Origin of the sequence: Flavobacterium cupreum (assembly GCF_003996965.1) — a bacterium.
Taxonomy (GTDB): Bacteria; Bacteroidota; Bacteroidia; order Flavobacteriales; family Flavobacteriaceae; genus Flavobacterium; species Flavobacterium cupreum.
In genome coordinates, this window is record NZ_QWDM01000042.1 from 1 (window position 1) to 2,182 (window position 2,182).

Sequence of the window (2,182 nt, forward strand, 5' to 3'; positions counted from 1 at the left end):
TCAGGGACAGAATATTTCCGTTTTTATCATAGGTTAAACTTTCATTATAGGCATTGGTCGTCAAACCGTTTTTTCCGTAAATCGCATTTTTCAACCGGTTCAGTTTATCGTATTGATAACCGTAACGGCGCTCCATATTGTCAGATCCGGTTCTCCAGATTGTCTCGGAGATATTCCCGTTATACAATGTTGTGACTCCTGCAATATTTGCCGTTGGTGTATTGTAACCGATCTTAAAGGTGAACAAATCCAGCGGATCCGTGCCTTGCTGCAGGTTAGCCGTTTTATTGATTTCCGTAAGCCAGCCTCTTATGTTGTAGCTGTAATCGATTTTCTGTAGCGGGACAGCACTATTGTTTCCTGTTTTCTTGCTAATTAATGGTCCCAGTGCATCATAGCTATTATCGGCCATGAGCTGCACTTTTCCTCCGTTGACCTGATGGGTGTGGGTCAGCAATCGGTCCTGGGGCGAGTAGGTGAAATCTTCCCTTATTAATACTTCCGTATTGTCCGAAGTACGTTTGTGCCGGGTGAGGGTATACAGCGTTTTTCCGATAAAATCAATTTTACTGTCCGTAAGGGTATAACCTCCCAGATGATTCAGTTGATACGCTCGTATGGGTCTGGCTTTTTGGTCATAAAAAGTAGTGCTTACTTCCCCCAGCATTTCGGCTGTGGTGGTCGGCACCCTGGTCCATGTTCCGGTAGGCAGCGTTTTTACGTTGGTTAAAACAGTCTGGTTTTCTATGGTGGCCGGCATCTTCCGGGCACCCGGGAAAGCATAGTCATCGTAATAATTAACGGTCAGTACTTTAAACGCAGTGGGCGCTATGGCATTGCTGTAATAGACCGCCACTCCGTCAATGGTTCCGGAGGTTTGTTTGCTTTCGGACAATACCGTGGCTGAGTTTTGCGCGTCCTGCAATGTTTTTCTGGTGGCAGAAGTACTGCTTACATTGTTCCAGCCTGTATAAAGGGGACGCCCAAAAACATCGTATTTGGTAATGAGCCATCCCGCTGAAGTAAGATCCGAAAAAGGCGCATTCGCAGGTCCCGTGGCCACGACGCGGTCTAATTTATCATACACCATAAACTCCCATTGTTTGCCCGGCAGTTTTTTCTCGACCATGCGGTTGCGGTAGTCGTATTTGTACTGATAGCATAAATTATCGAGGATCGCCTGAGTGCCATTGTCAATAACAGCAGAAAAAGTACTGCCTGCCCTTGCATTAAATCCCGGTAGTAATCGAATCGAATTGGAAGCCGTCAGGGCTAAGGAAGTCCCGGAAGCAACGATCGTCGTAGAAGTTACATCAGCCTGCAGGGCTTTGGAATCCCCGATAAGATCTGTTGCTTTTGGCGGAATTACATACGTCAGGTTACCGTATATATCGTGTATGTAATACGTATCATGTCTGATACCTGCCTCATAGGTTCTTTTCAGCACCACCTTACCTTCCTTGTTTTTAAATTCTACCGTTGATCCCGAAGTTTCCGTTGGATTTGCAGAGGTATTCTCATCGTAAGTTATGGTTTTGTATAATTCTCCTGCGGCATAAGTCCCTGCATTTTCAAGACTGATTTCATGCAAACCCGATGCTGCCTTCCAGATAACAGCAACCGTAAAGAGTCTGACTTCATCGGCAACATTGGTCTGGTAGTCGATTTTGATGGCATGACCGGATTCGAGGCTCCAGTCGTCTCCTGGAGCAGCCTGTTTCAGGACACGGTTCAGGGGAGAGGCTTCCAGTTGTTTCTCACTATACGGATTTGCATTTACCGCCCCGTAATGGCTTTGGTATTGTGCCTTTAAATCCGGTAACAGTGTGGCTGGATCTATATACCCCGAATTGGTCTGGGAAGAAGCAAACGGAAGGTATTCTTTTACCTGTCTTCCAAAATCATCGTATTCTATTGGTGTTACAATGTCTTTTCCCGTAGCAGACTGCTGTACGGCATTTTGCTGAACCGGCCTTCCGAGCCCGTCAAAGTAGGTTATGTTTTGAGAGGCCTGCGCAGGTGTCGGATCTGCAATTGTCGTACTACTTGGTGTTTTGTACGTCACCGTTTTAATATCATTCTGGGTCATTGTCTGGCCAATGACCATAGCCGGAAATAAAACTAAAAGAAGTTTGCTGAAATTTTTCATGATTTATTGGTAATTGGCTTGTAGTGATGCTGG

1 protein-coding gene is annotated in these 2,182 nt (G+C 45.6%); it reads right to left on the reverse strand.

The annotated features are described in order from the left end of the window. On the reverse strand, window positions 1–2,149 hold a 2,149-nt coding region (locus D0817_RS24685), incomplete at its 3' end, for a DUF6443 domain-containing protein (protein WP_238160953.1). Window positions 2,150–2,182: the final 33 nt, after the last annotated feature.